The organism is Actinacidiphila epipremni, assembly GCF_012034175.1.
Classification (GTDB): Bacteria; Actinomycetota; Actinomycetes; order Streptomycetales; family Streptomycetaceae; genus Actinacidiphila; species Actinacidiphila epipremni.
The window spans coordinates 51,203-67,910 of record NZ_JAATEJ010000002.1 but is presented as its reverse complement, the minus strand read 5'-3'; the positions used below and the strand labels follow the sequence as shown (position 1 = coordinate 67,910).

Annotated in this window: 13 protein-coding genes; 11 read left to right on the top strand and 2 right to left on the bottom strand. The window is 74.9% G+C overall.

The window, feature by feature from the left end:
* Window positions 1–5: 5 nt before the first annotated feature.
* The 5 genes from HCN08_RS03200 (at window position 6) to nudC (ending at window position 9,946) form a co-directional block, all read left to right on the top strand.
* Window positions 6–392, top strand: a complete 387-nt coding sequence (locus tag HCN08_RS03200) for an MGMT family protein (protein WP_167981309.1) — start codon at window positions 6–8, stop codon at window positions 390–392.
* Between the two features lie 384 nt (window positions 393–776).
* Window positions 777–4,421 carry an ATP-dependent helicase gene (locus HCN08_RS03195; protein WP_167981308.1) on the top strand — a complete coding sequence of 1,215 codons (3,645 nt, stop codon included), beginning with the start codon at window positions 777–779 and terminating at the stop codon, window positions 4,419–4,421.
* Window positions 4,422–4,573: 152 nt separating this feature from the next.
* Window positions 4,574–5,386 (top strand): hypothetical protein, encoded by an 813-nt coding sequence (locus HCN08_RS03190; RefSeq protein ID WP_167981307.1) that lies wholly within the window; start codon window positions 4,574–4,576, stop codon window positions 5,384–5,386.
* A 70-nt stretch (window positions 5,387–5,456) separates the two neighbouring features.
* Entirely contained in the window at window positions 5,457–8,846 is a 3,390-nt protein-coding gene (locus tag HCN08_RS03185) for an ATP-dependent DNA helicase (protein ID WP_167981306.1), read from the top strand.
* A gap of 158 nt (window positions 8,847–9,004) precedes the next feature.
* Complete coding sequence (nudC, locus tag HCN08_RS03180; protein WP_167981305.1) at window positions 9,005–9,946, top strand: NAD(+) diphosphatase; 942 nt, start codon at window positions 9,005–9,007, stop codon at window positions 9,944–9,946.
* A gap of 48 nt (window positions 9,947–9,994) precedes the next feature.
* On the opposite strand, the gene HCN08_RS03175 is transcribed toward nudC, so the two are convergent.
* Window positions 9,995–10,252, bottom strand: a complete 258-nt coding sequence (locus HCN08_RS03175; protein WP_167981304.1) for a glutaredoxin domain-containing protein — start codon at window positions 10,250–10,252, stop codon at window positions 9,995–9,997.
* Window positions 10,253–10,434: 182 nt separating this feature from the next.
* On the opposite strand from HCN08_RS03175, the gene HCN08_RS03170 reads away from it, so the two are divergent.
* From HCN08_RS03170 to HCN08_RS03150, 5 genes are all read left to right on the top strand, one after another.
* Complete coding sequence (locus tag HCN08_RS03170) at window positions 10,435–12,639, top strand: ATP-dependent DNA helicase UvrD2 (RefSeq protein ID WP_322974235.1); 2,205 nt, start codon at window positions 10,435–10,437, stop codon at window positions 12,637–12,639.
* Window positions 12,640–12,776: 137 nt separating this feature from the next.
* Entirely contained in the window at window positions 12,777–13,124 is a 348-nt protein-coding gene (locus tag HCN08_RS03165; protein ID WP_167981302.1) for a hypothetical protein, read from the top strand.
* Window positions 13,125–13,267: 143 nt separating this feature from the next.
* Complete coding sequence (locus HCN08_RS03160) at window positions 13,268–13,624, top strand: WhiB family transcriptional regulator (RefSeq protein WP_167981301.1); 357 nt, start codon at window positions 13,268–13,270, stop codon at window positions 13,622–13,624.
* The gene (locus HCN08_RS03155) at window positions 13,621–13,941 is read left to right on the top strand and encodes a hypothetical protein (protein WP_167981300.1); all 321 of its coding nucleotides are present in this window, start codon (window positions 13,621–13,623) and stop codon (window positions 13,939–13,941) included. The genes HCN08_RS03160 and HCN08_RS03155 overlap by 4 nt, the downstream gene beginning before the upstream one ends.
* Before the next feature lie 111 nt (window positions 13,942–14,052).
* The gene (locus HCN08_RS03150) at window positions 14,053–14,244 is read left to right on the top strand and encodes a hypothetical protein (RefSeq protein ID WP_167981299.1); all 192 of its coding nucleotides are present in this window, start codon (window positions 14,053–14,055) and stop codon (window positions 14,242–14,244) included.
* 148 nt (window positions 14,245–14,392) lie between these two features.
* Here HCN08_RS03150 and HCN08_RS03145 read toward each other — a convergent pair whose 3' ends face one another.
* Entirely contained in the window at window positions 14,393–15,742 is a 1,350-nt protein-coding gene (locus tag HCN08_RS03145; RefSeq protein WP_167981298.1) for an ABC1 kinase family protein, read from the bottom strand.
* A gap of 273 nt (window positions 15,743–16,015) precedes the next feature.
* Between HCN08_RS03145 and HCN08_RS03140 the strand changes: the two genes are divergently transcribed.
* Window positions 16,016–16,642, top strand: coding sequence for a M48 metallopeptidase family protein (locus tag HCN08_RS03140; protein WP_167981297.1), 627 nt, complete (start codon window positions 16,016–16,018; stop codon window positions 16,640–16,642).
* Window positions 16,643–16,708 lie beyond the last annotated feature (66 nt).

The window sequence follows — 16,708 nt, the reverse complement described above, 5'->3', positions numbered from 1 at the left end:
GGCGGATGAGCGAGGAGTACGACGACCCGGCGGGCGGGCCCGGCGCGCCGGGCGACTACGCGGAGCGGGTGCTGGAGACCGTCGAGCTGATCCCGCCCGGCCGGGTGATGAGCTACGGCGACATCGCCGAATGGCTCGGCGAGGGCGGCCCGCGCCAGGTCGGCCGGGTGCTCGCGCTGTACGGCAGCGGCGTGCCGTGGTGGCGGGTCGTACGGACCGACGGCGTGCTGCTGCCCGGCCACGAACTGCGCGCCCTGGACGCCTACCGGGCCGAGGGCACCCCGCTGCGCACCGCGGGGCCCGCGAGCGAGGGGCACGTACCGCGGGTCGACATGCGCCGGGCGCGCTGGGACGGGCGCACGCCCGGCGCGGACGGCGCGGAAGACGGCTGACGGCCGGAAACTCATGACTCCCAGCTTCCGCCATCCGGGGCCCGACCACGGCATCGCCACCCCGTACGTACCACCCGGCGTGTCCGCGCGCGACCCGGCGTAGCGTCGGGGCTCCGCCCCGCCCGGCGTACCGTACGGGCCGAGCGCCCGCGGCTTCCCGGCGCGCCGGCGCCACCGACCCGGCGCCGCGGCGCCGGAGCGGGGCGGGCAGGGCGGACGGGGCGCCCGTACGACCGCACCAGCGGCCCGCGCGGGCGTACGACCGTACGACCGGCCCGCGCGACCGTACGACCGGCCCGCCCGGGCGGCGCACCGCACGACCCGCCCGCGCGGGCGGCGCACCGCACCACCCACCCGCGCGGCAGCGCGACCGCACCACCGACCATGACGAAACCGGCGAACCACGTGATCCTGTCTCCTCCCCCCGCTCCCGGCCCCGCCCCCGCCGCCTCCGCGGCGACCGGGTACCGCCTGCTGCGGACGCCGCCCGCGCAGGCACGGCCCCCTGTGCTGGACGCGGACCAGCGGGCGGTGGTTGAGCACCGGGACGGGCCGCTGCTGGTGCTCGCCGGGCCCGGCACGGGCAAGACCGCCACCCTCGTGGAGGCGGCGCTGGCGCGGGTGCGGGACGGCACACCGCCCGAGCGCGTGCTCGTCCTGACCTTCGGCCGCCGGGCCGCGGTGGACCTGCGCGACCGGATGGCGGCGCGGGGGCTGGCCGGGATGCAGGCGAGCACCTTCCACTCCTTCTGCTACGCCCTGCTGCGCGAGCACCAGAGCGCGGCGGACTTCCAGGAGCCGGTGCGGCTGCTGTCGGGCCCCGAGCAGGACCTGCTCGTACGGGAACTGCTCGCCGGGCAGGCGGCGCTGGAGCGCGAGGGCCGCGGCCGGGTGCGCTGGCCCGACGACCTGCGGGCCGCGCTCACCACGCGGGGCTTCGCCGACGAGGTGCGGGCCGTGCTCGCCCGCACCCGTGAGCTGGGCCTCGGGCCCGAGGCGCTCGACGCGTTCGCCGCACGGATCGGCCGTCCCGACTGGACCGCGGCGGCGGCCTTCCTCGACGAGTACCTGTCGGTGACGGAGCTGGGCGGCATGGTGGACTACGCCGAGCTCGTCCACCGCGCGGTGCTGCTCGCGCGGCGGCCCGAGGTGCACCGGGAGCTGGCCGGGCGCTACGACGCGGTGTACGTCGACGAGTACCAGGACACGGACGCCGCGCAGGTGCGGCTGCTGCGGGCGCTCGCGGGGCAGGGCCGCACGCTCGTCGCCTTCGGCGACCCCGACCAGTCCGTCTACGCCTTCCGCGGCTCGGACGTCAACGGCATCCTCGGCTTCCCGGAGCAGTTCCGGCGGCGCGACGGCCGGCCCGCGGACATCCGGGTGCTGCGCACCTCGCGCCGCGCGCGGGCCGGGCTGCTGGCCGCGACCCGGCAGGTCGCCGCGCGCATGCCGCTGCCGCGGCTGCCCGCCGCCGCGGTCCGCGCCCACCGCACGCCCACCACCGACGCGCCGGGCGGCACGGTCGCCGTGCGCACGTACCCGACGCCGGGCGCGGAGGTCGAGTCCATCGCCGACACCTTGCGCCGCGCCCACCTGGAGGACGGCCTGCCCTGGCACGCCATGGCCGTCCTCACCCGCTCCACCGCCGCCCTCGCCCCCCTCCGCCGCGCCCTCACCTCCGCCGGCGTCCCCATCGACCTCCCCCCCTCCACCACCCCCCTCCACACCGACCCCGCCCTCACCCCCCTCCTCCTGGCCCTCCACCTCGCCGCCACCTCCTTGCTCCCCACCCCCGCCCCGACTTCGCCGCCTGAGGAAATCTCCGCGCCCCGCGGGGGATCCGCCGGAGGCAGTGCGCGGAGTGGCGCGGGGGAGTCAGAGGGCTCGGCGACTTCGCCGCAGGCAGAGGCCGCCACGCCGGCGTGCGCGTCCGCCTCGCCGGGGACGGAAGCCTCCACGCCCGACCCCGCCGCCGTCTTGGAGCCCGGCTCCGCCCCGCAGGGTGCGGCATCCCCCGACCCCGCCTTCACCTCGCCGCCTGAAGAAATCTCCGCGCCCCGCAGGGGATCCGCTGGGGGCAGCGCGCGGAGTCACGCCGGGGAGTCAGAGGGCTCGGGCCCCCCGCAGGGGGAGGGCGTCGATGGGAGCCGCGCCGGAGGCGTCGTCGTCGGGGTCGAGGAAGCCATCGCGTTGCTGGGCTCGCCGCTCGGGGGGATGGACGCCGCGGATCTGCGGCGGCTCGGGCGGGCGCTGCGGGAGGAGGAGCGGGCCGCCGGGGTGGCCGTACCGCGGCCCTCGGACGAGCTCATTGCGGAAGCGCTCTCGCAGCCCGAGCGGCTCGTCGCGCACGACGCCTCGTACGCCCGGGGCGCCCGCCGCGTCGCGGCCCTGCTGCGTAAGGCCCGGGACGTCCTGGCCGGCGGCGGCACCGCCGAGGACGCGCTCTGGGCGCTGTGGGACGGCACCCCGTGGGCCGCCCGGCTGGAGCGCGCCGCCCTGCGCGGCGGCCCCGCGGGCCGCAACGCCGACCGCGACCTCGACGCGGTGTGCGCGCTGTTCGAGACCGCCGCCCGCGCCGAGGAACGCACCGGCGGTCGCGGCGCCCTGAACTTCCTCGAAGAGCTCTCCCACCACGACATCGCCGCCGACACCCTGAGCGGTCGCACCGTCCGCCCCGACGCCGTCCCCCTCATGACCGCGCACCGCGCGAAGGGCCTGGAGTGGCGCCTGGTCGTCGTCGCCGGCGTCCAGGAGGGCGTATGGCCCGACCTGCGCCGCCGCGGCTCGCTCCTGGAGGCCGACCGCATAGGGCGCGACGGCATCGCCCCGCCGCTGAGCCAGGGCGCCCTCCTCGCCGAGGAGCGCCGGCTGTTCTACGTCGCCGCGACCCGCGCGTCCGAGCGCCTGCTGGTGACCGCCGTGAAGTCCGCCGCGGACGACGGCGACCAGCCCTCCCGCTTCCTGGCCGAGCTGGGCGTGCCGCCCCAGGACGTACCGCACCGGCCGCGCCGCCCCCTCGCAGTCGCCGCGCTCGTCGCGGAACTGCGCGCGACCACCGTCGACCCGGCCGCCTCACCCGCGCTCAGGGACGCCGCCGCCCGGCGGCTGGCCCGCCTCGCCGAGCTGAACGACGACGGCCACCCGCTCGTCCCGGCCGCGCACCCGGACCGCTGGTGGGGCCTGTACGAGACCACCGCCTCGGCCGTACCGCTGCGCGACCGCGACCAGCCGGTCGCGCTGTCCGGCAGCGCCCTGGACCAGCTCGCCAACACCTGCTCCCTGCAGTGGTTCCTCGGCCGCGAGGTCAAGGCGGAGCCGCCCGCGACCGCCGCCCAGGGCTTCGGCAACGTCGTGCACGTCCTCGCCGACGAGGTCGCCTCCGGCCGCGCCCCCGCCGACCTCGACGTCCTGATGGAGCGCCTGGACTCCGTGTGGGACGCGCTCGCCTTCGACGCGCCCTGGAAGTCCCGCCAGGAGAAGGACACCGCCCGGGCCGCCCTGGAGCGCTTCCTGCGCTGGCACGTCATGGAGCGCGGGCGCACCCCGGTCGCCACCGAGCACGAATTCGACGTCACCCTCGCCGCGGGCGACGCCCAGGTCCGTATCCGCGGCAGCATGGACCGGGTCGAGACCGACGCGCAGGGCGCCGCCTATGTCGTGGACTTCAAGACCGGCCGCGCCAAGCCCACCGCCGCCGAGGTCGCCCGCCACCCGCAACTGGCCGTCTACCAGCTCGCGGTACGCGAAGGGGCCGTCGACCCGCTGTTCGGCGGTGCCCCACCGCCCTCCGGCGGCGCCGAACTCGTCCAGTTGCGCATCGGCGCCGCCCGCCGCGACGGCGGCGAGACCGTACCGGCGGTGCAGCGGCAGGAGCCTTTGGCCGGGCAATGGGCCGAGGAACTGCTGGCCACCGCCGCGGCTCGGGTACTGGACGAGCGTTTCACGCCCGCCGCGGGCCAGCACTGCACCCATTGCGCCTTCCGCGCCTCCTGCACCGCACGCCCGGAGGGCAGGCACGTGGTGGAGTGAAACCGCACCCAAGCCCCCGGCGTGGGTAATTGCCGCGCCGAGCGGTGCCGGCATCGGACACTATGGTTCTGCTGTGCCACCCGGGGCGGGGATACGCGGACGCAATTTGCGCAGCCGCGCGGCACACGGGGGTGGACGAGGGGGGACGGCCGATGCCGGCCATTGCAAGAAGCCTGGCCGCCATGTGCGCGGCTGCCGCGGCGGGCGCACTGCTCACCGGCTGCCTGGGCGACGAGGACGACGCGGGCGGCGCGCTGCCCATTGCCGTGCCCGCCGCGTCGACGACGGCGGCTGCGCACAAGGCGCAGCCCTTCGCCGACCTGACGGCGCGGCAGCTCCTGGACAAGGCCGTGGCAAACATGCGCGCCTCCGGCGCCTTCACGATGGACCTGACCACCTTCGGCTACGACGGAGACCACCTCAAGGCCGCCGCCACGACGTCGGGAACCTGCGCGCTGTCCGCGCAGTTCGACGGTGAGAACATGCAGCTGACCGTCGCCGACGACGGGCGCGCGTACCTCAAGGGCGACGACCGGTTCTGGTACGACAGCGCCGACGACGGGGACGCCGCCGCCGACCGCCTCGCCGGCAAGTGGGCCCGGCTGACGCCGCAGGAGTACGCGGCGGTCGGGTTCGACCAACTGTGCCACGTCGACGACTTCCTCGACGAGATGACCTCGGAGATCACGGAGGGCACATTGCGCAAGTCCGCGCAGATCACCCTCGACGGCCGGCAGGTGGTCCCGCTGGTCCACACCGCCTCGGGCTACATGTCCACCCTCTTCGTCTCGACCGGCGGCACGCCGTACGTCGTCAAGTCCGAGAGCGGCCCGGACGGTACGGGCGAGACGGGCCTCTACAGCGACTTCGGCAAGCCCCCGCACGTCACCGCGCCGCCCACCTCGCTGACCGTCGACCCCGCCGAACTGGCCACCCTCACCGACGACGGCGGCGTCAGCGTCTGACCCGCCCGACTGCCGCCTCTGCCGCGTCGCCCGCGTCCGCCGTGTCGGCGGCTCCGGGTAGCCTCCATGGGTGTCGACCCGCATCACTTCGCCTGACCAGCTCAAAGAGCTGCTGGGCATCCCGTTCACCCCGGAGCAGACGGCGTGCATCACCGCGCCGCTCGCCCCGGGCGTGATCGTGGCCGGCGCGGGATCGGGCAAGACGACGGTGATGGCCGCCCGGGTGGTGTGGCTCGTCGGCACCGGGCAGGTCGCCCCCGAGCAGGTGCTGGGCCTGACGTTCACCAACAAGGCGGCCGGCGAACTGGCCGAGCGGGTACGCAAGGCGCTCACCCAGGCGGGCGTCACCGCACGCGACCCGTACGACCGCGAACCTCCCCCGTACGAGCGAACCCCGGGACCGTACGAGCCCACCCCCCGCACGGGCGGCGGTCACGAGGAGGCGGAGCCGGGGGCGGGCGAGCCGCAGATCTCCACCTACCACGCCTTCGCCGGGCAGTTGCTGAAGGACCACGGCATGCGCATCGGCCTGGAGCCGACCGCCCGGCTGCTCGCCGACGCCACCCGCTACCAGCTCGCCGCGCAGGTGCTGCGGGCCGCGCCCGGGCCCTACCCGGCGCTCACCAAGGGCCTGCCGACGCTCGTGGGCGACCTGCTGGCGCTGTCCGGCGAGCTGTCCGAGCACCTGGTGCCCGCCGAGCGGCTGCGGGCCCACGACGAGCGGCTGGCCGCCGAGCTGGCCGGGCTCGACCCGGGGCGGCGCGGCTACGCCTGGGTCAGGGACGTGGCGCACGCCGTCGCCGCCCGCCGCGACCTCGCCGGTCTCGCCGCCGCCTACCGCGACGCCAAGCGGCGCCGCGACCTGCTGGACTTCGGCGACCAGATCGCGATGTCCGCGACCCTCGCGCAGACCCGGCCCGAGGTCGGGGCCGCTCTGCGCGAGCAGTACCGCGTGGTGCTGCTCGACGAGTACCAGGACACCTCCGTCGCCCAGCGGCTGCTGCTCGCCGGGCTGTTCGGCGCCGGCACCGGGCACCCGGTGACCGCGGTCGGCGACCCCTGCCAGGCCATCTACGGCTGGCGCGGCGCCTCGGTCGCCAACCTCGACGACTTCCCGCGCCACTTCCCGTACGCCGACGGGCGGCCCGCCGACCGCTACTCGCTCAGCGAGAACCGCCGCTCAGGGGGCCGGCTGCTGGACCTGGCCAATACCCTCGCCGCCGAGCTGCGCGAGCGCCACGAGGGCGTCCAGGCGCTGCGGCCGGCCCCTGGAGCCGAGCGGGACGGCCTGGTGCGGTGCGCGCTGCTGCCGACGCAGCAGGAGGAGACCGAGTGGCTGGCCGACTCCCTCGCCCACCTGGTGCGCACCGGGACGCCGCCGGGCGAGATCGCCGTGCTGTGCCGCACCGCGGGCCGCTTCCCGGAGATCCACGCCGCCCTGGTCGCCCGGGACGTGCCCGTCGAGGTGGTGGGCCTGTCCGGGCTGCTGCATCTGCCGGAGGTCGCCGACCTGGTCGCGGTGTGCGAGGTGCTGCACGACCCGACCGCCAACGCCTCCCTGGTGCGGCTGCTGACCGGCCCGCGCTGGCGCATCGGCCCGCGCGACCTGGCGCTGCTCGGCCGCCGCGCCCGGCTCCTGGTGCGCTCCGGGCCCGGCGGCGACGGGCGCGACCGGCTGGCCGCGGCCGTCGAGGGCGTGGACCCGGCCGAGGTCGTCTCGCTCGCCGACGCGCTGGAGACCTTCCTGGACGCCGACCCGGACGACGGCCTGCCCTTCTCCGCCGAGGCCCGGGTGCGTTTCGCCCGGCTCGCCGCCGAGATACGGGACCTGCGCAGATCGCTCGCCGACCCGCTGATGGACGTGCTGCACCGGGTGCTGACGGTCACCGGCCTGGAGGTCGAGCTGTCGGCGTCCCCGCACGCCCTCGCCGCCCGCCGCCGCGAGACGCTGGCGAACTTCCTCGACGTCGCCGCCGGCTTCGCCGCCCTGGACGGCGAGGCGACGCTGCTGGCCTTCCTCGGCTTCCTGCACACCGCGGCCGAGTACGAGAAGGGCCTGGACAGCTCGCTGCCGGGCGGCGAGAACACCGTCAAGGTGCTCACCGCGCACAAGTCCAAGGGCCTGGAATGGGACGTCGTGGCGGTGCCCGGGCTCGTCGCCAAGGGCTTCCCGAGCGAGCGCGGCCGTGAGCTGTGGCCGGTCAACGCCAAGGTGCTGCCGCACGCGCTGCGCGGCGACGCCGGGACGCTGCCGGACGTGCCGGAGTGGACGCGGGCCGGGCTCGACGGCTTCCGGGAGGCGATGCGCGAGCACCAGCGGGTCGAGGAGCTGCGCCTGGGCTACGTGACCTTCACCCGGCCGCGCTCCTTGCTGCTGGGCTCCGGATATTGGTGGGGGCCGACGCAGAAGGCGCCGTTCGGGCCGTCCGCCTTCCTCGACGCCCTGCGCGCGCACGGCGAGGCCGGGTACGGCGAGGTCGAGGCGTGGGCCGAGGAGCCGGCGGAGGGCGCCGTCAACCCGTCGCTCGAGCAGGCCGGCGAGCCGGCGTGGCCGCTGCCGCTGGACCCGGAGGGGCTGCGGATGCGGCGCCGGGCGGCACGGGCGGTGCTGGGGTACGCGGCGGAGTCCGCGCAGGACGCTCCGGCGGGGGAGGGCGGCGTCCCCGCCGCGCGCACCGGGGACGAGTCGGGCGCGGCGGACCTCGACCCGGCCGAGGCGCGGCTCATTGCGTCGTGGGACCGCGACCTGGACGCCCTCTCGGAGGAGCTGCGCAGGTCACGCGCCCGGGTGCGGGACGTACCGCTGCCGGCGACGCTCACCGCGAGCCAGCTCATGCAGCTGGCCTCCGACCCCGAGGGCCTGGCCCGCGAGCTGGCCCGCCCGATGCCGAAGGCGCCCGCCCCGGCCGCCCGGCGCGGCACCCGCTTCCACGCCTGGGTCGAGTCCCGCTTCGACGCCCGCCCGCTGTTCGGGCCCGAGGAGCTGCCCGGCATCGAGGGCGGCGACGAGATCGCCGACGAGGCGGACCTGGAAGCCCTGAAGGAGGCGTTCCTGCGCGGCCCCTACGCCGACCGCACCCCTTACCGCGTCGAGGTCCCGGTGCACCTGGTCCTCGGCGGCCGGGTCGTCCGCGGCCGGATCGACGCGGTATATCGCCGAGCCGCAGCCGACGGCGGCACACATGGCCGAGCCGAAGCCGACGGCAGCGACGGTGACGGCAGCGGCGGCGCGGACCCTTATACGTACGAGATCGTGGACTGGAAGACCGGCCGCAGTCCGGCCGCGACCGCCGACCCGCTCCAGCTGGCGATCTACCGGCTGGCGTGGGCGGAGATGCGGGGCGTGCCGCCGGAGCGGGTCGGCGCGGCCTTCCTGTTCGTCCGCACTGGCGAGGTCGTACGGCCCGCGGGGCTGCCAGGGCGGGCGGAGCTGGAGCGGCTGCTGGGCGGCGAGGGCTGACGGCGGGCTACGCTGCATAGGGCGCGCCCGACCTCGGACGACGCGGCGTATCGGGGTATCCGTACCGTCACCGGGAATTTCCCCGGGCGCCGGCGGTTGGCAGCTGCCGGAGGCAAGGGTGGTGCGCCTGCGGTACGCACCCATTGCACGACGGGGAGATGGAAACGACCTTGACCGGACTTGACGCCCAGGACCGACCGCTCGCGCTCACCTACTCGGGAGTGGACCGGGCCGCACACCACCGGACGGACGAGGCGTGGCTCGCCGCGGCGTGGAGCCACCCGACGACCCGGGTGTTCGTGGTCTCCGGCGGTCAGGTGCTGGTCGAGGACGGCCCCGACGGCCGTACCGAACTGGTGATGACCCCGGCGTTCGACGCGCCGGAGACCGAGATGCACCGCTACTTCCTCGGCATCGCCCCCGACGGGGTGCGCTACTTCGCGCTGCAGAAGGACGCCCTGCCCGGGCGGATGGACGGCGCGGCGCGGCCCGCGGGACTGCGCGAGGTCGGCGGGCTGCTCTCGCCGCTCGAAGCGGGCCTGATGGTGCACGCGGTCGCGCTGGAGAACTGGCAGCGCATGCACCGCTTCTGCTCCCGCTGCGGCGAACGCACCGTCATCGCCGCCGCGGGCCACATCCGCCGCTGCCCGGCCTGCCTGACCGAGCACTACCCGCGCACCGACCCCGCGGTCATCATGCTCGTCACCGACGACCAGGACCGCGCCCTGCTCGGCCGCCAGCTGCACTGGCCCGAGGGCCGCTTCTCCACGCTGGCCGGCTTCGTCGAGCCCGGCGAGTCGGTGGAGCAGGCGGTGCGGCGCGAGGTCGCCGAGGAGGTCGGCGTCACCATCGGCGACGACGTCACCTACATCGCGAGCCAGCCCTGGCCGTTCCCGTCCAGCCTGATGCTCGGCTTCAACGCCCGCGCGACCTCCTCCGACATCGACGTCGACGGCGAGGAGATCCACGAGGCCCGCTGGTTCTCCCGCGCCGACCTGCGCGCCGCCTTCGCCTCCGGCGAGGTCCTGCCGCCGTTCGGCATCTCGATCGCGGCCCGCCTCATCGAGCAGTGGTACGGCGCCCCGCTGCCCCGCCCCTGAGGGCGGGGGCGGCGGGACGCGCCGCCGTGCGGCGGGCCGGGCCCGAGGTCAGGCGCCCAGCGCCTGCTTGACCTGGGCGAGGCTGGGGTTGGTCATGACGACCTGGGGGGCGCCGGAGGCGGGCAGGATCTGCAGCGTCGGCACGGTCTGGTTGCCGCCGTTGGCCTCCTCGACGAACTTCGCCGACTCCGGGTGCTCCTCGATGTTGATCTCGGTGTAGGCGATGCCCTCGCGGTCCAGCTGGCTCTTCAGACGGCGGCAGTAGCCGCACCAGCTGGTGCTGTACATGGTCACGGTGCCCGGCATCGGAGTCGCTCCTCGTCGCGAGAGAATCTGGCTCACCGCTCAACGCGCCGCCCGCCGTCCGCATTCCGGGGCCGGCTGTGGATAACTTTCCCGGGGTGTCGGCCGGACCTGGCAGAGTGGCGGTTGTGACTGCGACACCCCACGACACGCTCTTCCCCCCGCTCCCCGACTCCGCGGACGCGGTGCTCGACGGCCTCGACCCCGAGCAGCGCGCCGTCGCCACCGCGCTGCGCGGCCCGGTGTGCGTGCTGGCCGGCGCCGGCACCGGCAAGACCCGGGCGATCACCCACCGGATCGCCTACGGGGTGCGGGCCGGCATCCTCGCCCCGGCCAGCGTGCTCGCGGTGACGTTCACCGCGCGGGCGGCCGGCGAGATGCGCGGGCGGCTGCGGCAGCTCGGCGCGGGCGGTGTGCAGGCGCGGACGTTCCACTCGGCGGCGCTGCGCCAGCTGCAGTATTTCTGGCCGCGCGCGATCGGCGGCGAGATGCCGCGGCTGCTGGAGCGCAAGGTGCAGCTCGTCGCCGAGGCCGGCGCCCGCAGCCGCATCCGCCTGGACCGCAACGAACTGCGGGACGTCACGGGCGAGATCGAGTGGTGCAAGGTCACCCAGACGGTGCCCGAGGACTATCCGGCGGTCGCCGCCAAGACCGGGCGCGACGTGCCGCGCGACCCCGCGGAGATCGCCCGTATCTACGCCACCTACGAGCAGCTGAAGCGGGACCGCGGCTCCATCGACTTCGAGGACGTGCTGCTGCTGACGGTCGGCGTGCTCCAGGACCGCCCGGACGTCGCGGACACCGTCCGCTCGCAGTACCAGCACTTCGTGGTGGACGAGTACCAGGACGTCAGCCCGCTCCAGCAGCGGCTGCTGGAGCTGTGGCTCGGTGGCCGGGACACCCTGTGCGTCGTCGGCGACGCCTCGCAGACCATCTACTCCTTCACCGGCGCCACCCCGGATTTCCTGCTGGGCTTCCGCACCCGGTATCCGGAGGCGACGGTCGTCAAGCTCGTCCGCGACTACCGCTCGACGCCCCAGGTGGTGGGCCTGGCCAACGGGCTGCTGGCCCAGGCCCGCGGGCAGGCCGCCGCGCACCGCCTGGAGCTGGTCTCGCAGCGCGAGGCCGGCCCCGAGCCCTCCTACGCCGAATACCCGGACGAGCCGGCGGAGGCGGCCGGCGCCGCCCGGCGGATCCGCGAGCTGATGGACGAAGGGGTGCGGCCCAGCGAGATCGCCGTGCTCTTCCGGATCAACGCCCAGTCGGAGGTCTACGAGCAGGCGCTCGCCGACGCCGGGGTGCCCTACCAGCTGCGCGGCGCCGAGCGCTTCTTCGAGCGGCCCGAGGTGCGCGAGGCGGGCATGCTGCTGCGCGGCGCGGCCCGCGCGTCGGCCGACCCGGCGCAGGACGCGGGCAGCGTGCCGGAGCAGGTGCGGGCGGTGCTCAGCTCGCGCGGCTGGGCCTCGGAGCCGCCGACCGGCTCCGGGGCGGTGCGCGACCGCTGGGAGTCGCTGGCGGCGCTGGTGCGGCTCGCGGAGGATTTCGCCGCGGCCCGCCCCGGGGCGACCCTCGCCGACTTCGTGGCCGAACTCGACGAGCGGGCCGGCGCGCAGCACGCCCCCACCGTCGAGGGCGTCACGCTGGCCTCGCTGCACGCGGCCAAGGGCCTGGAATGGGATGCGGTGTTCGTCGTCGGCCTGACCGAGGGCACCCTGCCCATCACCCACGCCAAGACCGACGAGCAGGTCGAGGAGGAGCGCCGGCTGCTGTACGTCGGCGTGACCCGGGCCCGGCTGCACCTGTCGCTGTCGTGGGCGCTGTCCCGCTCGCCCGGCGGTCGCGGCAGCAGGCGGCCTTCCCGCTTCCTCGACGGGCTGCGGCCCGGCTCGGCGCCGCGCGGCGCCCGGGGCGCGGCCGGCGGCGCCGGCGGGGTGGAGCGCGGCTCGGGCGGTCGCAAGCGGCGCGGCCCGGTGCTGTGCCGGGTGTGCGGGCGGACGCTGTCGGACGCCGGCGAGATCAAGCTCATGCGCTGCGAGGACTGCCCGTCCGACCTGGACGAGGCGCTGTACGACCGGCTGCGCGAGTGGCGCACCACCCAGGCCCGGGCGCTGGGCCAGCCCGCCTACTGCGTGTTCACCGACAAGACGCTGCTGGCCATCGCCGAGGTCCGGCCCGAGGACGCGGCGGACCTGTCGCGTATCCCCGGGGTCGGCGCCCGCAAGCTCGACAAGTTCGGCGCCGACGTGCTCGCCCTGTGCACCGGCGGCGAGGTGGGCGGCGAGGCCGGTGGCGACGCGATCGGCGAGGCAGCCGACGAAGCCGCAGGTGAAACGGACGGCGGGCTTCCGGAGGACTCCGCGAAATCTTCTGCAGAAGGAGCCGAAAAATAGTTTGCGCATCGCGTCGCGGTCCCCATAGCCTTCACGAGCGCGGTTGAGAACGGCTCTTCCAAGAGCCCGCCCGATCGTGATGTACTAGGCAAACACCGTCCATCAGCCTTACGAGACGCCGAGAGGAGGCGAGCCAGATGTCCACGCAGATTCTGATCACGAAACTGACCGGTCGTCCAGTTGCCGCCCCCTGCTCGCTCGGCATGCCCATGGCTGCCTCCGGTCTCCTGCTCGCTGATGCCCTGCTGCCGGTCCTGGCCACCGGTGCGCGCAGTGAGCGACCGACCGAGGCGTCCGCGGTAGCGGCGGCGGCGAAGACCAAGGCGCATGCCTTTGGTTTCGCGGCGGCAGCGGCCAACGGCGCCGGAAACAGGAACGCCGCAGGCGCGGAAGGCGCCTACGGCTCCGCGAACGGACAGCAGAAGACGCAGCAGTACGGCAAGTGGGCCTTCCGCGGGCTCGAACCCTGGAGTGATCCAGCCTGACAGCGCATCAGGTCGGCACCTCAGGGCCGCGGAATCCCAGACCGGGATCCGCGGCCCTTCTGTTTTCCCCAGAAGACAGCGTCTCCGAGGAGACACCAGCAACCGGCCGACCGGCCGGACCGACAGACGAGGAACGAACCACCGTGCAAACCGCCCAGCACGCCCCGTCAACCGCCACCGACCCGAGTCGCCCTCCCGCACAGCCCCCGGAGACCACCTTGCTGCCCCTCACCGAGCTCGACGACGAGATCGACCGTCTCGGCGTGCCCGTCCCGTGCCGCACCTACGACCCGGAGGTCTTCTTCGCCGAGTCGCCCGCCGACGTCGAGTACGCGAAGTCCCTCTGCCAGACCTGCCCCGTCCGCGAGGCCTGCCTCGCCGGCGCCAAGGACCGCCGCGAGCCCTGGGGCGTCTGGGGCGGCGAGCTGTTCATCCAGGGCGTCGTCGTGCCCCGCAAGCGGCCCCGTGGCCGCCCGCGCAAGGACGCGGTCGCGGCATGAACGCCAGGAAGCTCACGACACCGGGGACGATCGACCGTCCCGCCACCCACGACCCGATGAATCAGGCTCCGATGACTCCCACCCGCCTCGAACAGACCCCCCGGACCTCCGACGCGCTGGCGTCCACCCAGAACAGGAACCACGACATGCAACTCATGCCAGAAGCCCTGGCCCGTGCCCATATGCAACAGCGGCTGCAAGAGGCCGAGCACGAACGCAGGGCCTCCCGGCTGATCGCCGCCCGGCGGCTGCAGCGGCGCGCCGAGCGCGCCTCGCTGCGGGCCCGGCGGGCGCTGGCCCTGGCCGTGATGCAGTAACCCGATAGGGCGCACAGCACGGCCGACGACGATGCGGGGCCGGTCCGAAAGGACCGGCCCCGCGGTGCGTTATGCCGCCGATTGCGGCACGCGCGGAGGTATCGTCTCCCGGTGGATCACAAGAACGCCCGGCCCACGCCCCGGACCACGACCACCTGCGCCCGCTGCGGCACCACCCAGGACGGCCTGCCGCTGACCTGGACCTGCTCGGTCGAGAACGGCCACCGCGTCTACTTCTGCGACGACTGCGCCCGCCGCCACCTGCGCAGCATCGAGAGCCGGCTGGACTCCGCCTGGTGGTAGCCGCCCCGGGCGCACCCCTCGCGACCCGGGCACCCCGCGGCCCGGACCCCTCGCGACCCGTACCCCTCGCGACCCGTACCCCTCGCGACCCGTACCCCTCGCGACCCGGACACCTCGCGCCCGGACACCTCGGCAGCCGGCCGCCGGCTCAGCCGGAAGCCGTGCCCTTGCGCGCGGCGAAGCCCGGCAGCCACTCCAGCAGCTCCTCGCGCAGCCGCACCCGCGCCCCGAGCTGGCACAGCACGCCCACCGTGCTGAGCGTGACCCGGTGGATCAGCAGATACGACGGCGGCAGGTTCAGCTGCTTGCCCAGCTGGTGCGCGGGCGAGCGCGGATCGGCGATCCGGGCGGCCTGCGCCCGCATCCACGCGCGGTCGAAGGTGAACTCCTCCCGCCCGGCCGGCTCGATGATCGGCTTGAGGTAGTCGAGGACCGCGTCGGAATCCAGCGTGATCGTCGGCTTGACGAAGCCCTCCTCGCGCAGCATCGCGTGCACCTCCTCCGCCTCGCCGGCCAGCGCCAGCCGCAGCGCCGTACCGATCGGCAGCGGCAGGCCCTCCGGCAGCCGGTCCACCGTCCCGAAGTCCAGCACGCCCAGCCGCCAGCCCGACACCGGCCCGTCGTCGGTCAGCAGCCGGAAATTGCCCGGGTGCGGATCGGCGTGCAGCAGCCCCGTGCGGGCCGGGCCTGCGAACAGGAAGTGCGCGAGCAGCTGCCCCGCGCGATCGCGCATCTCCTGGCTGCCGCCGGAGATCACCTCCGACAGCGGCACCCCGTCCATCCACTCGGTCACCAGCACCTGGTCGGCCTGGTGCACCACGTCCGGCACCACCACATCCGGATCCCCGGCGAACTCCACCGCGTGGACGTGCTGCGCCCCGGCCTCCAGCTCGTAGTCCAGCTCCTCCGCGACCCGCTCGCGCAGCTCGGCCAGCAGCGGCTTGACGTCCATGCCCGGCACCAGCGGGCCGAAGAGCCTGGCCACCCGGCCCAGCTGCGACAGGTCCGACAGCAGCGCCGCGCCCGCGCCCGGATACTGCACCTTCACCGCGACCTTGCGCCCGTCGCCCCACACCGCGCGGTGCACCTGGCCGATCGAGGCAGCCGCCGCCGGGGCGTCCTCGAACTCGGCGAACATCGACCGCCAGTCCGCGCCCAGCCGCTCGGCGAGCACCCGGTGCACGGTGCGGGCCGGCAGCGGGGGCGCCGCCTCCTGGAGCTTGGTGAGGGCCGCGCGGTAGGGGCTCGCCACGTCCTCGGGCAGCGCGGACTCGAAGACCGACAGGGCCTGGCCGAACTTCATGGCGCCGCCCTTGAGCTCACCGAGCACCTTGAAAAGCTGCTCGGCCGTCCGCTCCTGCAGCTCGACCGCCACCTCGTCGGCCGGCCGGCCCCCCAGACGCTTTCCCAGGCCGAGCGTCGCGCGCCCGGCGAACCCCAGGGGCAGTGCGGCCAGCTTCGCGGTGCGGGTCACAGCCTTGCGCGGAAGATCAGACATGCGCCCCTCATTTCGCGTCGGTCACCTCGCCATTGTGCCTGCCTGCACCGACCGGCCGGTCAAGAGCGGGTCAGTATCCGTCCACTGTCACACTTTGCCCCCTTCCGTCCGTGCGCGACTCCTCCAGATTGCCCTGTCCCGCCGCCCCGCCTCACGGGTTATCCACAGGGTGTGGGGAATAGTCGTTCAATATGCGTAAGAAGCGAGGTGATTCCGGTGGCAACCGGCCTGGAGACGGGACTTCCCGGACACACAGCGGGTACGGTCGAAGGCGTGCCCGCCGATCCCGCGCGAGAACTCGCCAGCCAGCCCGGCCGCGGCCACCGGACGAGCGCGGTCGAAGTACGCCGCAGCGCCCGGCGGCGGCGGACGGTGTCTGCCTACCGCGACGGCGACCGCACGGTCGTCCTGATCCCGGCCCGGATGTCCGCGGCCGAGGAGCAGCGCTGGGTGGCGGTCATGCTGGACAAGCTCGCGGCGCAGGAGAGCCGCCGGATGCCCGGCGACGACGAGCTGGCCGCCCGCGCCGAGCGGCTCTCTGAGCAGTATCTCGACGGCCGGGCCGTCCCCGACACCGTACGCTGGGTCACCAACCAGAACTCGCGGTGGGGCTCGTGCACCCCCTCCGAGGGCAGCATCCGGCTGTCCCACCGGCTCCAGGGCATGCCCGAGTACGTCATCGACTACGTCCTGCTGCACGAGCTGGCGCATCTGCTGGTGCCCGGGCACGGCCCGGCCTTCTGGAAACTGCTGGAGAGCTACCCGCGCACCGAGCGCGCCCGCGGCTTCCTGGAAGGCGTCGCCGCCGACCGGCCGCGGCATCCCGGGGACAGCGGGGAGGGCCGGGGCGCCCGGGACGGCAGGGACGACCACCAGGGCCGCAAGGCCATAGGGGAATAGCCGGTGCCCGCGCGACCGGTTAGCCTGTCGCAACGCACCAGCAGCGAGCACGGGACGGGATGGGGG